The 19,420-nt window shown below is 56.2% G+C and carries 14 protein-coding genes; 2 read left to right on the plus strand and 12 right to left on the minus strand.

All coding sequences use genetic code 11. The annotated features are described in order from the left end of the window. Positions 1-409: 409 nt before the first annotated feature. The 10 genes from ACPRTJ_RS24105 to ACPRTJ_RS24150 all read right to left on the minus strand — a co-directional run bounded on the left by ACPRTJ_RS24105 (position 410) and on the right by ACPRTJ_RS24150 (position 13,955). Positions 410-2,014: a DUF2357 domain-containing protein gene (locus ACPRTJ_RS24105; protein ID WP_426427397.1), complete on the minus strand. Its 1,605-nt coding sequence runs from the start codon at positions 2,012-2,014 to the stop codon at positions 410-412. Between the two features lie 138 nt (positions 2,015-2,152). Then, a protein-coding gene (locus ACPRTJ_RS24110; protein WP_426427398.1) for an IS3 family transposase occupies positions 2,153-3,303 on the minus strand; the annotation gives its coding sequence in 2 pieces (ribosomal slippage) (positions 2,153-3,069 and positions 3,069-3,303; 1,152 coding nt in all). Between the two features lie 113 nt (positions 3,304-3,416). Then, positions 3,417-4,112, minus strand: a complete 696-nt coding sequence (locus ACPRTJ_RS24115; protein ID WP_088515128.1) for a hypothetical protein — start codon at positions 4,110-4,112, stop codon at positions 3,417-3,419. A gap of 90 nt (positions 4,113-4,202) precedes the next feature. After that, the gene (locus ACPRTJ_RS24120; RefSeq protein WP_426429152.1) at positions 4,203-5,336 is read right to left on the minus strand and encodes a maltoporin; all 1,134 of its coding nucleotides are present in this window, start codon (positions 5,334-5,336) and stop codon (positions 4,203-4,205) included. 236 nt (positions 5,337-5,572) lie between these two features. Beyond that, a complete protein-coding gene (locus ACPRTJ_RS24125) occupies positions 5,573-7,381 on the minus strand; it encodes a thiamine pyrophosphate-binding protein (RefSeq protein WP_168186847.1) in 1,809 nt (602 codons plus the stop codon). A gap of 90 nt (positions 7,382-7,471) precedes the next feature. Next, entirely contained in the window at positions 7,472-9,046 is a 1,575-nt protein-coding gene (locus tag ACPRTJ_RS24130; RefSeq protein ID WP_426427399.1) for a GMC family oxidoreductase, read from the minus strand. 523 nt (positions 9,047-9,569) lie between these two features. Continuing rightward, complete coding sequence (gene thiS, locus ACPRTJ_RS24135; protein ID WP_116053986.1) at positions 9,570-9,770, minus strand: sulfur carrier protein ThiS; 201 nt, start codon at positions 9,768-9,770, stop codon at positions 9,570-9,572. A gap of 34 nt (positions 9,771-9,804) precedes the next feature. After that, positions 9,805-11,031, minus strand: a complete 1,227-nt coding sequence (locus tag ACPRTJ_RS24140) for an MFS transporter (protein ID WP_426427400.1) — start codon at positions 11,029-11,031, stop codon at positions 9,805-9,807. Positions 11,032-11,215: 184 nt separating this feature from the next. After that, entirely contained in the window at positions 11,216-12,712 is a 1,497-nt protein-coding gene (locus tag ACPRTJ_RS24145; protein ID WP_426427401.1) for a CoA-acylating methylmalonate-semialdehyde dehydrogenase, read from the minus strand. 82 nt (positions 12,713-12,794) lie between these two features. Then, entirely contained in the window at positions 12,795-13,955 is a 1,161-nt protein-coding gene (locus tag ACPRTJ_RS24150; protein ID WP_088515023.1) for an iron-containing alcohol dehydrogenase, read from the minus strand. A gap of 621 nt (positions 13,956-14,576) precedes the next feature. Between ACPRTJ_RS24150 and ACPRTJ_RS24155 the strand changes: the two genes are divergently transcribed. Further along, positions 14,577-15,833: an MFS transporter gene (locus ACPRTJ_RS24155; RefSeq protein WP_426427402.1), complete on the plus strand. Its 1,257-nt coding sequence runs from the start codon at positions 14,577-14,579 to the stop codon at positions 15,831-15,833. 73 nt (positions 15,834-15,906) lie between these two features. Here ACPRTJ_RS24155 and ACPRTJ_RS24160 read toward each other — a convergent pair whose 3' ends face one another. Further along, positions 15,907-16,692 carry an IclR family transcriptional regulator gene (locus ACPRTJ_RS24160; protein WP_043859787.1) on the minus strand — a complete coding sequence of 262 codons (786 nt, stop codon included), beginning with the start codon at positions 16,690-16,692 and terminating at the stop codon, positions 15,907-15,909. Positions 16,693-17,024: 332 nt separating this feature from the next. Between ACPRTJ_RS24160 and ACPRTJ_RS24165 the strand changes: the two genes are divergently transcribed. Then, positions 17,025-17,891 (plus strand): helix-turn-helix transcriptional regulator, encoded by an 867-nt coding sequence (locus ACPRTJ_RS24165; protein WP_043859788.1) that lies wholly within the window; start codon positions 17,025-17,027, stop codon positions 17,889-17,891. An 83-nt stretch (positions 17,892-17,974) separates the two neighbouring features. Here the strand turns inward: ACPRTJ_RS24165 and hisD are convergent, their stop codons facing one another. Then, positions 17,975-19,282, minus strand: coding sequence for a histidinol dehydrogenase (gene hisD, locus ACPRTJ_RS24170; protein ID WP_088515025.1), 1,308 nt, complete (start codon positions 19,280-19,282; stop codon positions 17,975-17,977). Positions 19,283-19,420 lie beyond the last annotated feature (138 nt).

Genomic DNA, 19,420 nt, shown 5'->3' on the forward strand with positions numbered 1-19,420 from the left:
CTTTCCGTCTCTCAGACAGGGTTGCCTATGGGGAGTAGAACTCTCCGAAATCAAATGGGTTCAGCGACAGCAATTCCCTGGCAGGGCGACTGAGGCGCAACCGTATTCAGCCTGGTCTGTCACTGGACGAGAATGAGATATCCCGGCGGCTGGAAGCGCCGAGATCCTCAAGAGCCCCGTGCATGAAGAGCACTAATCCCTGTCATTTGCGCAGATCTGATCTGCTGCCGTTACACTGAACATCCTGCCCGATTTTGATGGCAAAGAAGACGATGGACAGAGCAGATCGGTATCCGGTGCACCCGCTACCGCATCAAGCCGTTGCCCAGTGTCGTCCGCGCGAAGACGTATTTTGAGCTCTCACAGGAGCCGGTAGGAATTTGCACTCAGGCTGGGCGCGCGCGATCGCTTACGTCGTCGCTCCAGTAACAATCGAACACACCGGAGCGGCCGCGATTGGTACCGCAGTCAGAATACGTTTGATCTCGCCCCCCAGCGCCTCCCCTTCTGATTCAGCTCCGATTTGCCAAGCTCCAACCCCATAGTCCGCATGATAGGTCGGGCTGGCAAGCAGCGTTACGTTGTCTGCCCGAGGGATCAGCAGCAACGAAACGTCAGGCTTGATGCCCTTCCACCGGAGACTATCGTGATATATGTGCGCTGACTCCATTGCATCCAGGACGCTGGCGCGGGCGCTGCGATACTTCGCGTCGAAAACCACGAAGCGCTTCGCCGAAGGCGAGTCCAACGTCACGACGATGTCCGGATATCGCTCTCGCGATAAGCTTTGGAAACCGCGATGCGCAGGTTGATCAATCGCTGGGCATCGGACTTGGTAACACACCTCAACGGTCACATCAGCCGCCTTCCCCCGCCATACGATTTCTTTTAACCCCAACGATCGATATTCACGACTCCATACGAGTTCAGGAAACTGACGTTGCAGCTGTGAGACAACCGTCACAAAGCACCACCGCTCATAGATCTCCCATGTTGGGCTGATCCACAGAGTCTCATCAGGATCCTTCCCCAACCACCCTGAACGCAACGCGTACCAACCAAACCGATAAGCTCGTGCATATGCAGGGTGAGCAGAGATCGCATTCAATCCCGCAGCCGATAGACGTCTGGCAGTCACGATGCAGAAAGGTCTTGCGCGTTGAAGGCGTTCTAGCTTGCGAGCAAGCGACTCGGTGAATGCGATTCGGCGTACGAGCCTTGGCGTTAACGCTGATCGGGTATCACTGACCACTTCAGTGGCAGCTGCGTGCTGAAGCCCCCTCACCACCTGCCGGCAACGTCTAAGTACATCAAAGAGAATAAGCCCAACGGTCTGATTCGCGGGATTGTCCTCTTCCTCGTAAGATCTGCTGACCTCAAAGCGAACAGTGTTCAAGACCGGACGCTGAGTGCTAGCAGGATGCAACAGTGCCTGCCCGGTCGGCCCTCTCAGTGCCTTGCGCACGGATGCGGAATCCAACCGCTTGACCGTGTGCGCACTCACCGACGTGCGATCGCTCTTCAAGGTTGTTAACGGCCGCTGAGATATCTGTTTGAGCGCGCGGTGTAGTCGATCCCCATAGCGTCTCAGCCTCGCATACTGCAGATGCGGGCTGGTTAGTGCTCCATCATGGCCAATTCCAAACTGAGCCTCTTCTGTCCCCAGAACGAGAGCCGGGTCGAAATCCAGAATCGCCTCAACCATGGCAGCGAATACCTGTCCTCCAAGCTTATTATCAGCTGCTGAGACGTCCAGCCGGTAACTGGCGGCAGTCCGCCCCTGACCATCCAGAAGCTCGGCCGCGACCTCTCCCGCATAAAAGCCTGGCGACCATAACCACGCACACGCCCCGTTTTGGTCGACCGCCTCGACCAAAACGTCATCAATGTAGAAGGAAAAGCCTTGAAGCGCGGTAAAACGATAAGCCTTCTTCTCCATGAAACCTGGGCTCAACTGACCTGGGTGCACTTCAAATCGCGCATCCCCGTGCTCTACCTGCAAGATGATCGACATGGTCTACCGCCAGAATCTGGTCGAACCGGAGTGAGCCAGGTCGTCAGCCATTTCTTTGACCTTGCGCAGAGACATTTCCAGACCAGCCTGTTTGAGCGTGGTATGGAGCGATGTGAAGACTGAATCGCCCCTGGTTTCCTAGAGACTCTCCAAGCTCAGAAAATAGCGTTTCTCATACTCTACCGGCGACAGCTGATTGTTGAAGCCATGCCGACGTTTTACGTTGTAGAACATCTCGATGTAATCGAACACATCACTACGAGCATCTTCCCGCGTGGTGTAGATTTTCCGCCTGATCCGTTCCCGTTTCAGAAGTTGGAAAAAGCTCTCGGCCACGGCATTGTCATGACAGTTGCCTCGGCGACTCATGCTGGCAACCAAATTGTTCGCCTTCAAAAAGCTGCGCCAATCGGAACTGCTGTATTGGCTGCCCTGATCGGAGTGAACCATCACCTCCTGTTTCGGTTTTCGCCTCCAAACCGCCATCAATAACGCATCAATGGCCAAATCACTGGTCATCTGCGACTTCATTGACCAGCCAACGACCTGACGAGAAAACAGATCCAGCACCACTGCTAAATACAGCCAGCCTTCGTACGTACGAATGTAGGTGATGTCGGTGACCCAAACCTTGTTGGGTTCTACGACATCAAACTGGCGCTTCAGCAAGTTGGGTGAGGCGATTGCTGGCTTACCGCCGTACTTTCCAGGGCGACGTCGATAACCTGACTGAGAACGCAGACCTTCAAGACGCATCAGCCTTGCCACACGATGACGACCACAATCCTCGCCGGCCTCGCGCAGATCGTCATGGTTTTTGCGATAGCCATAAACGCCGCCGCTCTCCAACCATGAATGCTTAATCAAACCCAGCAGTCGCTGGTCGTCTTTGGCTCGTAGAGATTGCGGCTCAGCCAGCCAGGCGTAATAACCGCTGGGATGGACTTTCAGCGTCAGGCAAAGCCGTCGAATCGAATACTCGTCCGCGTGCTGCTTGATAAAGGCGTACTTCAGCCGCACTCCTTGGCAAAGTACGCGGCGGCCTTCTTTAAGATGTCTCTCTCTTCCGTCACACGCTTGAGTTCAGCGCGTAGCTTGCGCAACTCGGCCTGCTGATCATCATCTTGCTGACGCTGCTCTTGGGGCTTGCTGTAGACCTTGATCCAGGCGTAAAGGCTGTGCACGGACATGCCCAGACGCTGGGCGACATCGGCAACAGGTTTGCCTTTTTCGGTCACTTGCTTGACCGCTTCGATCTTGAACTCTTCGGGGTAACGCTGACGACTCATGGCACCTCCTATTTGGGCCTCATTATGAGGCTTGGAGGTGTCTACGAAACCAGGGGCGATTCAGAGATCTCATCTGAATCAACAGTCAGGTGCACACGATCCAAACCTGATCATCACTCCGGGTGGAACTCGATAGCCAGCCAGATGCAGTCCGAATCGGAGTAGTAACGGTGCCATGGGTACGTCGGAAGGCCGTTCTCTTCAACATGAGAGAACGGGTCATGGGTGTAGCCAGGCGCCATGACGATCTGCTCGTAGAGCGTGCTCTCGTCACGGTCCACAAACTTCTGGATGCGCCCTACCCCATGGATCTGAGTATGGATTTCCAGAAAGGGGTGCTCGTTATGCATGTAGCAATCAGTACCTGTCGGCGCCCACCACAGGTTGATGCGAACGTTGTAATCCCGGACATCAGATGCCTCTTCACGCTGATTGGCGAAGACGAACGGATCAAGCTTCACCGACCCCACGTGGTCATAACGAGAGATGTACAGCGGAGTCGTACGAGGGAATTTGGCAAAGCGGTTGCCGAACCAATCCCATTCTCCAAAAACCAGCCCGCCCAGATTGGTTTCGGATTGAACACGCAAGACCGCGACGCGCTTGGCGCTGGTAATGATGCCGTTGAACAAGGTGGCCGACTTCCACCCTGGGATTACACTCGGTACCGGGCCGCCGATGTGCATGGGCTCATGGTCGAGGTTCACCACGACACCCCCTGCCACGGTAAAATTCCTGACGTTCTCAACAAGATAACTTTCTACAAACTCGTCCGAGAACTGCAATGGGCGCTGAATGTTAGTTTCCATGTGGTCATCCTCAATCTTCAAAAGCAAATGGGTTATAAACATGCAGTCTGCTCGCGGCCGTTTACCAACTAGCCGGCGGCCACACCATCATCATTCCCACCAATATTCTACTTGCGCACCAAAGTTACTACCATGATTAGCACCTCCAAACGGCCCCGTGGTAGACAAGGCTGATCCTTCTGCAATGGCATCAGCTGCACGCTGGGCAACATCGTTCCACCAGGCGTAGGTGTAATAGAATCTGATTTCAGGTCGATCCCAGAAGCCTGGGCCTTTAGGCGACCAGGTCGGCGCGACAGTGAATTTCGTCAGCTTGCGAGTGCCATCCGAAGCCTCTATCTGATCTCGCCCGATTTCTGTAACAATTTTGAATTGGTTCGTGATTGCATAGATGGGGCGCACACCCACGGATGTCCACTCCTGGCTTCCACCATCGTCCCGGATATCTTTCTGATATACCGCCTGAACCTGCCCGCTCCACTTTTCTGACATTTTCCAGTCAAAGTACTCGACCGCCCGCCAACTGCGATTAGTACGATCCAGGGTGACGTCACCGGTGTTGCCCAAGCCGGTTCCTGGCCCTTCACCGTATTGCAACGCGACGGTATTGACCCCACCCAGAAACGCATCCTGCTTGTGCTGCGCGGTCACGGCCCAACCACTGTTGCTGTCGTCTCGGCTCGGCTTGTCAAGAAAGCTGACGCCGAACTCAAGGTGACCATTGGGGTTGGAGCGAAAGCCACTTACGTTGAAGTCGTGCCGACTGACATCGTTCTTCTGGAACACGCTGTCTTTTCGCGAGAATGCGTAGCTGTATTTCAAGCCGTCGTATTCGAAGTTTTCGAGACCTGCGCCGGTAGCGCTTTGATCCCAATAATAGAAGTCCGAGATATGGATATCATTGCGTTTATAGAAACGACGACCCGCCCAGAGCGAACCACCGTTCAAGAAGCTGACATTGCTCCACTCGGTGTACATCTGGTTCATCCTGGCATAGCCGTAGTCGCCGGTAAAATCCAGTGAATGTCCATACGCATTGTATAACTGAGCCATGCCCTCAAGACTGACAACAGAACCGTCATCGAGCGTCAGGACATCTTGCCGCAAATCAAGTTCTATATACTGTTCACATTCGTTACCCAAACGATACTTTGAAGGTGCGCCGGGCAATTGAAAACAGGATTGCGTGCCCCCCAACGTTGCCCCACCTACCCCACTACGCATATAGCCGCTAAACTGCACTGCTTCTGACGCCGCAGACACACTGAATAAAACCGGAACGGCCAAGCAAATACGCTTACCGAGATTCATACCATTTCCTTTTTTCTTGTCATTAATTCGGATTGGCAGCACGTGACACGCATTGCGCGCGTCATAAAAGCGAAGTTCTAATCTTTATGGATTCTGACGGTGATAAGACACAGGCCGCCGAAGCGGCCCGGCCCGTACTACAAGACGGCTTAGAAGCCGCGGTTCTTGACGTACTCGTCGCGCAGGTCACCCAGGTAGGCGGGAACAGTAATGTCCCACCAGCCAGTCGGGTGCATGTTGCTGTACGGACGCTCGATGGAACAAATGGCCTCAACCAGGTACGGCTGACCGGATGCCATGGCGCGCTTGAGCGCAGCGCCGATTTGTGCAGGATCTTCAACGCGTTCGGCTTGTGCACCGAGCGACTTGGCGAAATCTGCGATGTTGGCCATGTAGCTGCTGCCGTCTGGCTTGCTGAAGTTGGTGATGATTTCGCGGTCCTCACCGAACATGTTCAGCTGCAGGTTGCGAATAGCACCCCAACCGCCGTTGTTGATGATGAGGAAGATCGCCGGAACCCCCATCATCACTGCAGTCGCCAGCTCCTGCCCGGTCTGCAGGAAGGCACCATCACCGCACACCGCTACAACGTGCTGGTTTGGCAGGCCCATCTGGGCGCCGATTGCGGCTGGTACAGCGAAGCCGATACCGGAGAAACCACCCGGGGTGATGTGCTGCTTAGGCCCATATACCGGAAACTCGTTGAAGACCTGGTTTTGCGGGTTGCTGGAGTCGGTAACGACCACAGTATCGCGTGGCAGTACCTTGCGTGCCTCGAAAAGCACCTGGGATACGCTCATCGGCGAGTGGTTGCAGGTACGCAGCGGATGCAGGTGCTCTTCCCACTTCGCCTTCAGTTCCTGCAGGCGCAGGAACTGAGGATCGCTGGTGTAGTCCTTGGCCGGTGCAGCCTCACGCAGGCCTGCCAGCAAGGCGTTCAGGATGGCGCCGGCATCGCCCACGATACCGATTTCAGCTGGGTAGTTCTTGCCGATCTCGAAGCCATCGATGTCGATCTGAATCAACTTGGTCTTCGGAATATCGAAGGTCACACCTGGACGATACGACGAGGTGATACGGTCGCTGAAGCGGCAGCCAACGGCCAGAATGACGTCCGCTTCACGGGTCATGGCATTACCCGGGATCGAACCCAGGTCACCACACGGCCACGCGTACAGCGGGTGGTCTTCAGGGATGGAGCCTTTACCCATGAAGGAAGTGGTTACAGCGGCGCCGACGTGTTCTGCAATGGCAACCAGGTCAGGGCTGGCATTGGCAGCAATTACCCCCCCACCGGCGACAATCACCGGGCGCTGGGCGCAAAGCAACAGCTTGACCGCGTTTGCGATGTCGACGGGGTCGCCATGCAGACGACCGTGAGAACGGTGAGTCTGGGGTGCTGGCAGATCAATTGCGGCCTCTTCGGCTTGCAGATCCTGCGGCATGTTGATCAGCGCCGGGCCACGACGACCTTCCAGCATGACGTTGAAGGCCTGGGTCATTACACCAGGGATCTGATCAACATGGCTTGGCTGCCACCAGCGCTTGACCACCGGCTCGGCCATACGTGGGAAGTTGTCCGGATGCGGACGATCCAGCTCCTGTAGAACGCCTTTACCCATCATGTAGGTGTGCACACCGCCGCTGATGACCAATTGCGGCAGGGAGTCGGCGAACGCTGTGGCGATGCCGGTCAGTGTGTTGGTTGCACCTGGGCCGATCGATGCGCAGACTGCGGCGATCTGGCCGGTCGCACGGTAGTAGCCGTCGGCCATGTGCGAAGCGCCTTGCTCGTGCATAGCAGGAACAAGTGTGATTTCGTCTTTGCGATCAACAAAAGCGTCGAGCAGCGCAGTATTACCATGACCAGGAATGCCGAATACGTAAGGCACTTTTTCGCGGATCAAGTATTCGACAATGATTTCGCCGCCGGTCATTTTCTTTTTTGTATCAGCCATTTGCTGTTCCTCATTATTAAATAAAAGCTACTGCGAGCTGGTCGCACACATCAGTTCTGCATTCACGCCAGAGCGGCGCTGGCGGAACGCTTAACGCCTCACGGCGGCTCCATAGATCAAGGCCTTGGCCTTGGCTTCTGCGGGTTGTTTGGTGACATCGATGCCGAAATCTTTTTTCAGCATGTGATCGGCAGCCCGGAAGGCATTCGCTGCGATGGTCAACGCCGGGTTGACAGCGGCAGACGACGGCATGAACGAAGCATCAATCACGAAAAGATTGTCTTGATCGTGGCTGCGGCAATATTGGTCCAACGCCGACGTCGCCGGGTCATTGCCAAACTTCACAGTTCCGCACTGGTGCGAAGTGGAGTGCTTCAACAACGGCTTGGTCAGTACAACCGGATAGCCACTCAACCTAATCAGCGACGCCAACTTCTTAACCAGGACTTTATGCGGCTTGAGATTGTTACGACGGATGTCGAGCTGGACCTTTCCATTCTTCCACAGCACCCGGTTGTTTGGATCAGGCAGATCTTCAGTAAATGCAATCCAGTCGATACTGTGCTTCGCCATTGTCACGCCCACGATCTTCGGCAGGTATGGCACATTGGCGGAGAGCATCCCACCTTGAAGCTTGCCCAGCATCTGGGCGTGTCCCAACGGGAACGAGTAGTCATCAGCGCCAAAGTAGAACTCGTTCATCTGAAGCGTCTTTTGGAACACCGTGTCGTTCTCTTTCAACGAGAGGCCCATGAGCGCCGTCTGGTTGTGCGCCATGTAGTTGCGGCCTACCACCCCAGAGCTGTTCGCCACACCGTCTGGCGCCTGGGCACAGGCAGACCTGAGCAAAAGCGCAGCACTGTTGATCGCACCGCATGCCACGACGATCAGTTTCGCAGTCAGCACCTCGACCTTGCCGCTACGCATGACCTCAACGCCTGTCACCTGCTTGCCGTCCTCGGAAAGCAGCAGGCGTTGAACAAGCGTATTGGTCGACAGTGTCACTCGCCCGGTGGCCAAAGCTGGCTGAATCAAGGCCGTCTCAGCTTCGCTCTTGGCACCTACGCGGCAAGGAAAGCCGTCACAGGTCTTGCAGCGTATGCAATTGCCACCTTCAAAGTGATTCAGGCCCAACGGAAGTGCCGAAGTGCGTGCGCCGTAATCGCGCATCGATTTCGCCATCTGGGCGACGACGGGCTCGGTGGCCATCGCAGGGTACGGGTAGGCCTGGCTACGCCAGGGCGCGCTTGGATCGTCCGTGTCGTCGCCGTGAACGTTGAAGATCTCCTCGGCTTCCTGGTAATAAGGCTCGATGTCCTTGTAGCGATAGGGCCAGGCTGGCGACAGGCCTTCAACGTGAAGCAGGTCGTCGAAATCTTTCTCACGGAAACGGATCAGCGATGCACCATAGAACTTGGTGCAACCCCCTACGTTGTAATAGATGCTCGGGCGAAACGCTTCGCCCTTGGCGTCCAGCCAGGTGTCGTGCGCGGTGTACTTCTTTTCGAAGAACACCGAAGACACACTCCAGTTGTCTTGCTCGCGAGGAACCCAGTCGCCGCGCTCAAGGATGAGCACATTCACACCATTCTCAGCCAGACGACGGGCAGTGGCCCCGCCACCGACCCCGCTGCCTATTACAATGACATCAGGTTTTGTTTCCATCTTGTTCTTAGCCTCACTAATCACGTAACAGGCAGCTAACTGATGCGTCACAGGGCTGAACCTCCAACCTCTACCCACAGGCTCATCTCGGGCCCATGAAGCAACGCTAGTGGTGCCAGTATTTGCACTACGGCTTTCGAGCTCAATTTCGCAGCCCCCTCCAAAGGCGACGCACACTGACGCACTAAGTGAGCCCCCCAGCACGGCACGCCGCAGCCCCCCGAACTAGAGGGGTTGCGTGTGATTTAGCAACGTTGCTGGAGCCGCCCATGACGTGATTGGCACACGCCTAACTGTGCTTTAACGCTGGAACGCGTCGACTACGGAGCACAAGCCCCAGTCAGTGATCGGCATGTTCATCGCAGGTGACGCACTGGTGTACGGATTTCGAGGCATCCGGTCTGCCAGATGGGCCAGTCAAGCGTCTATCACCGCATGCTTCATGGCTGCGGCCAGCTGCAGCGGGTATAGCAGCCATCTGCTCGCTCGCCTCGACTAATCGCCTGAACAGTTGCACGCTCGCTCAACCCCCGCCGATGGCGTGCACCACCTCAAGCCTGTCGCCTTCGCAAATCTCGGTAATCGAATAAAGGCTTCGAGGAACGATATCCTGATTGAGCTCGACAGCTATGCGCCGATTGGAAAGCCCAAGAAGCTCGATCAGTCTCTCAACCGTCGCATCCAAGGGGAGATTGAAGTTTTCTCCATTCAGACTTACACGCACTTTTGCACCTCAACAAACCGGATGACACCGAACACTATGTACGGCTGCGGGAACGAACCGCTGGAACCAGGAAGAACACGATCGTCAACATCGCAAGAACCGGAGTCATCGCCATTCGTAACCCGAAGTGCTCTCCCAAAAAACCAAGCATGGGGGGACCGACCAGGAACGCGAAGTAGGCCGCCGTTGAGGCAATTGACACGCGAGCCTCCGGATCATTGGGCGTATCACCCGCGGCAGAAATACCAATCGGGAATCCGATGGAGACGCCAAGCCCCCAGAGCAACGCTGCAAGCCCGGCGAGTATCGGGTGGTTGATGAAGATCACACCTGCCAGGCCCGCCACGCCTAGCCCCAGGCAGGCCCGCAACACGCGATCACGACCAAAACGCTCGATGAAGTAGCTTCCAGCAAATCGCCCTATGGTCATCACGGCGGTAAAACCGGCATAGACGATCGAGCTGGCAGCGCCGCTGTAGCCATGGCCATCCACCATCAACAGCGGCAGCCAGTCGCTCGCCGCCCCTTCAGCCAGTGCAATTGCGAGCACAAGGATGCAGATCAACAGCAGCCGAACATCTTTCAAGTGCAAAGCCAGGCTGGGTGATTCAGCCGTCGAGTTCCCCTGCCCCGCCACCGGTCGCCTGCCAAGTCCCGGTCGGATGTGTCCCAAGGCAGTAGCCGCGATCACCATGCCCACTCCCACCGCGCAAAGCAGATGCAGGGCCACGGGAAACTTCATTGCAGTGAGCGCTATTCCGCATACAGCCCCTAGAAACGTCCCGAAGCTGAAAAAGCCGTGCAGTTGCGTCAGCACTGATCGTCGAATGATCTGCTCGACATTCGCTCCCTCTATGTTGAGAGCAATTTCGGCGGTTGCCATGCCGAGCCCGAAGGCAAACAAGCCTGCCGCCACAACCAGGGCAATGGAAAGTGACGCCCCCACTGCCATGATCGATAAACTCAAAACAACTGATGACACCCCAAACGATACGATGGGTTTGGTTCCGAAGTGCCGAACCAGTACCGCAGCGCTTAACACGCCAATGATCGAGCCCAAGGAAAGCCCGAACAGCACCATCCCCATTTCTGCGGTTGTGGCAGAGAGGCTGCCCCGAATATCTGGTGTGCGGGACACCCATGTCGCCATGCAAAGACCAATGATGAAAAACAGCGAAAAAAGCGCTCGACGGCGCTTGTAAATCGTGGCGTCAATTAGCCCCTCTGGAGCTTTCTCAACCGCAATATCAATGGAACTCACACCATCCTCCGTAAACTCCGCTGACAGCGGCCATTGCAGTGCTCACCACGCCTTGAAGAGTATTGATCAGCCCACCCGATGCGATCCATTTCGCAGCCCGGCCCACATCGACGCGAAGTGAAGCACTTTGGTTGGGGCAAAAAAAACCACCGCACCAGGCGGTGGTTATTCTGCGACTCGATCACTACTTCATGGTTGGCATCGAGAACTCTGCGCCTTCACGAACACTTGCCGACGGCCAGCGCTGCGTGATGGTTTTACGACGGGTGTAGAACCGGACGCCATCCGGGCCATAGGCGTGCAGGTCGCCAAACAGAGAGCGCTTCCAACCGCCGAAGCTGTGTGAAGCCACCGGTACCGGCAGCGGCACGTTGATTCCAACCATGCCCACCTGGATGTTGTCGCTGAAGTAACGGGCGGCTTCGCCATCGCGGGTGTAGATGCAGGTGCCATTGCCGTACTCATGAGCGTTGATCAGTTGCATGGCTTCTTGCATGGTGTTCACACGGATGACCTGCAGAACAGGGCCGAAAATTTCGGCTTTGTAGCTGGACATGTCGGCGGTGACCTTGTCGATCAAAGTTGCACCAACAAAGAAGCCATCTTCAAAGCCAGGGACGATGACGTCACGACCATCAACGACCACGCTGGCCCCCTGAGCCTCGGCGCTGGAGATGAAGCCGACAACCTTTTCTTGGTGCTGGCGAGTGATAACCGGCCCGAAGTCATTGCTACGCTCGGTGTGATTACCGACCTTCAGAGGCTTCATTGCCACCTGCAGCTTTTCGACCAGCGCGTCTGCTACTGCATCACCAACGGCGACAGCGACCGACAATGCCATGCAGCGCTCACCGGACGAGCCAAAGGCCGCACCAAGCAGGGAGTTCACCGCGTTATCAAGGTCTGCATCGGGCATCACGATCGCATGATTCTTCGCACCGCCAAGGGCCTGGCAGCGCTTGCCATTCGCAGTGGCGGTGGAGTAGATGTACTCCGCGATCGGGGTCGAGCCCACGAAGCTGACGGCCTGGATACGAGGATCATGCAGCAGGGTATCAACTGCCTCCTTGTCACCGTTAACCACGTTCAGCACACCCTTTGGCAGGCCAGCTTCATGCAGCAGCTGAGCGATCAGCAGGGTTGAGCTAGGATCGCGTTCGGAAGGCTTGAGGATGAAACAGTTGCCGCAGACCAGGGCCATGGGCAACATCCACAACGGTACCATCACGGGGAAGTTGAACGGGGTAATGCCCGCCACAACACCCAGAGGCTGGAACTCGCTCCAGGAATCGATGTTCGGGCCTACGTTCTTGCTGTGCTCACCTTTGAGCAGTTCAGGAGCACCACACGCATACTCGACGTTCTCAATACCGCGCTGCAGTTCGCCAGCGGCGTCGTGGGAGATTTTGCCGTGCTCCTCACCAATGAGAGTGCAGATACGCTCAGCATGCTGCTCCAGCAATTCCTTGAAGCGGTACATGACGCGGGCCCGTTTCATCGGCGGGGTATCCCGCCAGGCGGGGAATGCAGCCTCTGCCGCGGCAATCGCCTCCTCAACAGTGGCCTTGCTGGCCAGGGCGACCCATTTCTCTACCTTGCCGATAGCCGGGTTGAAGACATCCTGAGTACGGTTGTCATCCAGGCGAACTTCGCCGTTGATCAAATGCCCGATCGTGTTCATCTAGTAATCTCCTACTTCGAATTCAAAAAATGCGATAACTACGGTTAGTCGCGACACCAGCGTTAAGCACAAACGGGGCAGTTCACCGCCAGAGAGCCTGGTACAGCTCCACCATCTCTTCTACGGTCGGTACTCGCGGATTGTTGCCTGGAGAGCCCGAAGCCAGTGCCTGTTCGGCCATGGTCGTCACCACTTCATCAAAGCGCTCGCGGGTCACACCAAACTCTTGGAGAGTTGGCACCGACAGGTCGCGATTGATCGCTTCCAGGAAGCTGACAAGCCGTGCATTGGCAACCGCATCCGGATCGCTTGGGCTTGCCGCCCCAATGGAACGCGAGCATTGGGCATAGCGCTCCGGCGCAGACGAGATTGAGTACGCCGTCACGGACGGCAGGAGCATGGCGTTCGACAGACCGTGAGGCACATGGAAGAAAGCGCCGATGGGACGACTCATGCCATGCACCAGGGCAACGGAAGCGTTGGAGAACGCGATACCGGCCAGCGTTGAGCCGATCATCATGGCTTCGCGCGCCTCCTCATCAGATCCGTTTTCGTAAACCCGGCGAAGGTTCGGCCCGATCAAGCGCATTGCTGCCAGTGCTTGCGTATCGCTGTAAGGGTTGGCCTTACGACTGACGTATGCCTCGATGGCATGAGTCAGCGCATCGATGCCCGTATCGGCCGTTGTTCGAACAGGCAGAGTCAGCGTGAGCTTGTAGTCGATCAACGCGGCAACAGGCATGAAGCCGACACCTGCGCAGAGCAACTTCTCGTCAGTCTTTTCATTGGTGATGATCGTAAAGCGCGTCACTTCCGACCCGGTGCCTGCCGTTGTAGGAACAGCGACGATCGGCAGGCCTGCCTCGTTGACCTGGCGGGGGAAACGATAGTCCTGAATCTCGCCGCCGAACTTGCCCAGGATGGCAATCGCCTTGGCGCTATCGATTGGGCTACCGCCTCCAAGCGCGACAATCGAGTCGAAGCTCCCCTCTCGCACCCGGGCAACGCCGGCAGCGATGGAAGCAGCAGTGGGCTCGGGCACGGTGTCGTCGAACACCTCGGAAGGGATATCCCGCTCCGACAGCAACGAGGTCAGGCGCTCGGCATAGCCCAGCTTGACCATCACCTTGTCCGTGATGATCAAAGGTCGCCGGCAGCCCAGCGAGTTGAGCACATCTGGCAATTTGAGGCTGGCATCGCCTCCGATTTCCATGATTCGCGGCAGGATGGCTTGTACCGACATGGATCACACCTCCAGGCTTTTCAGAAGCCAATATTTTTATATAACGAGACAAAACGTATCGCTATTGGCTTTTTATGTCGAGGGTGTCTTGGTGATTTTTTTCGTGCCTGCAAGGCCGGCACTCTCGATTGCGAAGGGCAAAAAAGCTTCAAACCCATCTGCTACAGGGCTATCGGGATTTGATGCACGGCTCAGATGTTCGGCGATGCGGCGATTCACACCGAACCATGCGCTGCGACTGTGCTGCGGGATTGTTCGCGGAGTGCGTCGAGGTTGCTTCAGAGTGCGTCTATCAGGATCGCGATGCGAAATTGTGAGGCAGTGACTCCGTCAGTTAAAAATCGAGTCACCGGTTCTTTGCAGGGATGCGTAGAGCGCACGGAGAACCCGGGAAGCTGGAGCTGCCTGGTCACTCGACCAGCAGATCGAGCCTGAGGAATCAACCAGGTGCAAGATAGAGCGAGCAGCACCGTTGCGAATCAAGCGCGCAAGCTAACAGTGGCGATAACAGCCAAAACAACAAGCAGTAGACGTCAAGATTCATCACTGTCTAAAAGCCTTAGGCAATAACAATCCAATCAAGGAAGAGCAATCCCAAGCTACTTCCGGGCAGGTGATAAAATGCAATCCAACAATCAAAACAGTTCTCTCGTGACACCCAAAATCCGCAACGCGCGCATGGCAACCTTCTCTGGCTTCATGCTTCTGGGCGCCCTCTTCTACACATGGTCTGTCGGCGTCACTGCATTTCGCAATCACCTTGGCCTCTCCGGGAGCCTGGGCGACATGGACTTCGGCATGCTGGCACTGGGTATCGCCGTGGGTGCTGCGTTCGGCGCTTTCCTGGTCGGCTACGCGGTCGACTACTTCAGTCCGCGAGCTGTATTGCGAGTACTCCTCTGCGCCTATCCGGTCTCGTTCATTTGCTTGGCGGTGGCCCCTGAATACTGGTTCGCCATGGTGTTCGCCTGCATGCTCGGTTTCTTGCGCGGCGCCACAGACACAGCCCTGAACGCGCATGGTGTGGAGGTCGAGAGGTACTATCAACGCCCCATCATGTCCTCTTTCCACGCCTTCTTCTCACTGGGTGGCTTCCTGTTCGGCTTCATCGCCAGCTACCTGGCCGGCTTCTCCACCGACAGTGCCATTATTCCTTTCACAACCGCAGGCGTGTCACTTGCAATCCTGGGTCTGATTACCAGCAAATTCATGCTCGGCAAAGATGACCTTCTGCCTGTACCAACACCAACCGGTGCTGCTGCCTCGACCAGCCAGATGGATTGGCGCGTACTGTCTCTGATGGTCGTATTCGGCCTCATCCTGATCGCCGGCATGATTGGTGAGAGCTCTGTCAGCGACTGGGGACAGGAATTCATGCACCGCGAGCGCGGCATGAGCATCACCACCGCAGGCATGGCCATCAGCCTTTACACTGGTGCCGGCTTCATTGCTCGCTTGACCGGTGACTGGCTGGCGGCGCGAATTGGCCGCGCAAGCATGCTGTTCCTGAGCTGCGTCGTATCGATCGTCGGCATGCTCTGTGCCACCCTTAGCAAAGAGCCACTCATGAGCGTCGTCGGCTGTGCGCTACTGGGTGCAGGTCTGGCTTGCATCGCTCCTCTGATGTTGGGTGCGGCCGGCCAGAAGGATCCTTCGAACGCAGGCCGAAACGTGGGCATCGTCAACGGCATCGGTTTCTTCGGCATGCTCGGCGGCCCAGCTATCTACTCGCTGATCATTACCACCTACGGAATCGAAGCACTCTTCTACCTGCCGCTGGTACTCATGGCGATCGTCACCGTCATCGCCCCGCTGAGCGTACGCGCCAAGCCAGCTAACCAGGCGTGCACCACCCCCGGAAATCTCGCCGTGCGTTAAGCGCCGGCTCGCCAGGCCTCAGCACCACCCGCATAAACCAGGGGCTCCCTGGTTTATGCGTTATCAGGACGCCCTACTCCTCCCCCAAGGGTTCCTCCACCAGGCTCGACAGTTCCGCCGCCGCCTGCTGAAGGTTTGGCTGGAATCGGAGCAGATCCGCCAGGCTCTTCCTCACCGTCGGTGCATGCGCGTAGAGGCACGCCATGAGGCGCCCACTTGCATCCTTGATCGGCACCGCGCAAGCCACCATGCCCTCTACAAACTCCTCGTTATCGATACCGATCTCTGTCGACCTGATCTTCAACAGCTCAAGCTCCAGTTGCTCAGCACTGGTAATAGTATTTTTCGAGAGCCGCTTGAGGGCGAGATTTTGAAGTATTTGCTGACGGCGAGACTTAGAGAACGTGCTCAAGTACAACTTCCCACTGGCCGTGCACCACATGGGAACATGCGCCCCCTCAGGAAGGTGCAACTGCAACGGCCAGTCACTTTGAACACGGTCGTAATACACCATATCAATACCGTCGGGCATCGCGATGCCACAAGTCTCATCCAACTCACTTGACAGTCGACGCAAAATTGATTGCCGGAGTGCCTTGTAGCGACTGGCGTAAATGACGCCCATGGCTATTTTATGAAGCCGCGCTGTTGGCACAACCAGCCCACGCATATTGGTTTGGAGGTAACCATCAGCCTGAATCTGTTGAAGCAAGCGATGAATACTTGGCTTCGGAATATCCAACATAAATGCCAGGTCTGCCGGGGACAGGGCCGCCTTGGCCAGCGCGACAGCCTCGATAATCTCCATGACGCGCGAGATGGAGGATCCCTTAATCCTGCCAGTGTTACTTTCACTCATTCAAAACACCATTTTGTCATAAGTCAGTTACGGAACATGCAGCGGCGTGCCCACCCTCAAAGACCTGAAACAGAGCGGATACATTGCTCGACACAGTAGACCGAACGTCGATTCTGACGCAGAATGTACAGGATTGAGACAGCAAAACTCAAAAATCGGAGAATGCCATTGAAAACCCTGCCTTGCTTCAGATGGCACAAAGCATGCTTGAGTTTTCAATCACCGTGTAGCTCGATGAAGTGTGTGCCCCCAGTTTCCTCCAGTATTGGGAGTGATACTGCCGAAGCTTACAGCTTGGGCGGGCCGCTATTCGTAGTGGAGGATTATAAGAAATGCCTGTAACGATTACGCCCAATCTAGTTGAACGCAGTCAAAACCGGTACGACTTGCAGCTCAATCTTCAGAAAAACTTAATGACGCTTGTAGAGTCCTGCCGTTCTGTTGCAGACCTGTGTCGAAAAGTTGATGTCAATCGGCAACAGTTCAACAAGTATCTCGCGGGACAGCACCTGCCTTCTCAGAAAATCCTGCAGAAAATCTCCAGGTATTTCATGATGGAGGTTGACGACTTATTCCGATCGCCCCTTGAGTTTAAAAGCTTCTACGAAGGATTTGAAAACGAACTGCCGATGGGGCTCCGCTCATCAAAAGAGTTCACGCACTTCTTGCCACTGGCCAAAAACTCGCCTGAGCAATTGAACGATTATCTGGGTGTTTATTACCGCTATCACAACTCGTCAATTTACAAGGGTCGCATTCTTCGCTCGGTCACCTGCCTGTACCGCGCTGAGTCGATGGTGCAGTACGTCACCGTGGAACGCTTCCCGCTGCTGGATGGCAGTGGAAAAATCGGCTGCTCGTTCACCTATCACGGGTTCTGCTTGTTGCTGGGCGACCGAATCTTCATGATCGACTTTGAGAGCAAGCAGCGCAACGAGATTACCTGCTCGATCCTTACGCCACAGCACCGACGCCCCATTCGCTTCCTCTACGGCCTGATAACCGGTGTAGCGTCCACGTCCTACCGGCAGCCGTTCTCTACGCGCATGGCGCTTGGATACGTGGACAAAGGGCTGATCCGCCGCGAGCACCTCAGGAACGCGACTGTGATACTGCCCAGCGACCTGTCCGTGCCGCTGGAAGTGCGCGAGTACATGACAGGGGATAGCTCGACCATCCTGTGGGGTGGTGAGGGCTGAGTCAGCACGCGCGCCACTCGCAAACCGGGCAAACGAAAAAAGGCTGGTCATCACTGACCAGCCTTTTTCATGAGCGCACGGTGTTACTCAGCAGCCGCACCGAACGGAACATCCTTGCCGCCGTAGCGGCGAACACGAATGTTGGCCTGCTCGGCGTGGCCAGTGAATTTCTCCAGGATACACAGACGGGAGCAGTATTCACCGATCATGGCCGAGGCCTCGTCTGTGAGGATGCGCTGATACGTACAGGTCTTCAGGAACTTGCCAACCCACAGACCGCCGGTGTAACGAGCAGCACGCGAAGTAGGCAGCGTGTGGTTGGTACCGATCACCTTGTCGCCATACGCAACGTTGGTGCGGGCGCCCAGGAACAGCGCGCCGTAATTCTGCAGGTTGTTCAGGAAGTAGTCCGGATCACGAGTCATCACCTGGACGTGCTCGGAAGCCAGACGGTTCGCTTCCACGATCATCTCTTCCTGGCTTTGGCAGATGATAACCTCACCGTAGTTGTCCCAAGCCTTGCGCGCGATCTCAGCAGTGTCCAACAGCCCCAGCAGACGCTCGATCTCAGCCAGGGTGTCTTCACCCAGCTTGCGCGAGGTCGTAATCAGCACTGCCGGCGAGGTCGGGCCATGCTCAGCCTGACCTAGCAGGTCGGTTGCCACCAGCTCGCCGTCAACCGAGTCATCCGCAACAACCAGGGTCTCGGTAGGGCCAGCGATCAGGTCGATACCGATCTTGCCGAACAGCTGACGTTTGGCTTCTGCAACGTAGGCGTTACCTGGGCCAACGATCATGTCGACCTCAGGGAATTCACCGATACCCAAGGCCATCGAAGCAACGGCTTGCACACCACCGATACAGTAGATCTCATCGGCGCCGGCCAAGTGAATTGCAGCGATCACCGGAGCGCTTGGACGGCCTTCGAAGGGCGGGGAAGTCGCGATAACCTTCTTCGCACCGGCGACCTTGGCAGTAATGATGCCCATGTGAGCCGAGGCCAACAGCGGGTACTTGCCACTCGGGATGTAACAGCCAACCGTCTCAACCGGGATGTTCTTGTGACCCAGGATCACGCCAGGCAGCGTCTCGACCTCGATGTCTTTCATCGAGTTGCGCTGATGCTGAGCGAAGTTACGAACCTGTGCCTGAGCAAACTTGATGTCATCAATCTGCTGCGGGGTCAGCTCGGCCAGGCATTCGTCGATTTGCGCTTGAGTCAGGCGGAAGCTGGCGGGGTCCCATTTATCAAACGTTGCCGAGTATTGGTGAACTGCCACTTCGCCGCGGTTGCTGATGTCGGAAATCATCTCCTCGACGATTCGGCGTACTTGTACGCTGTCCGCCTCTCCAGCTGGCTGAGTGGTTGAAGATTTCAGATAGTACGCCATGGGTTGTTCCCTTTTGTTGATTTGCTTCGCCTAGGACGGATGCGCTCAAAATGAGCTTGGTTCTCCCATCCGATGAGCGAAGTATTCCCAAGAGTCCATAGCGCGCTCAATTTCGCAGCTCCAACCTGATTGACGCAC

Source organism: Pseudomonas palmensis (assembly GCF_049942755.1).
GTDB classification, from domain to species: Bacteria; Pseudomonadota; Gammaproteobacteria; order Pseudomonadales; family Pseudomonadaceae; genus Aquipseudomonas; species Aquipseudomonas palmensis.